The 254-nt window shown below is 47.6% G+C and carries 1 pseudogene; it reads left to right on the top strand.

Going from position 1 to position 254, the window contains the following annotated elements:
• A pseudogene (locus tag Pmgp_RS19475) lies at window positions 1-145 on the top strand (transposase); the annotation flags it as partial.
• Window positions 146-254 lie beyond the last annotated feature (109 nt).

A 254-nucleotide genomic window follows, 5' to 3' on the forward strand; every position in this document is an offset into this window, starting at 1 on the left:
GGAAAACGAAAGCGCCAGTTTCTGGCTCGGCGTGTGTAATGACCTGAAAAACAGGGGGGTTCAAGATATCCTGATCGCCTGCAAAGACGGGCTTTCCGGGTTTTCAGAGGCTATTAGCACTGCTTTCATCGTATGCGAGCTGCGCCGAGCCTGTTTAGGTAGGAAAATGGTAAAAAACTCTCGCAGATGTGAGAACAGGTTATCTTTACTCTTCTTCAAAATCATAAACCTCCGGTATGATACCGTCTGAGCGA

The sequence above is a fragment of the Pelotomaculum propionicicum genome (assembly GCF_004369225.1).
Classification (GTDB): domain Bacteria; phylum Bacillota; class Desulfotomaculia; order Desulfotomaculales; family Pelotomaculaceae; genus Pelotomaculum_B; species Pelotomaculum_B propionicicum.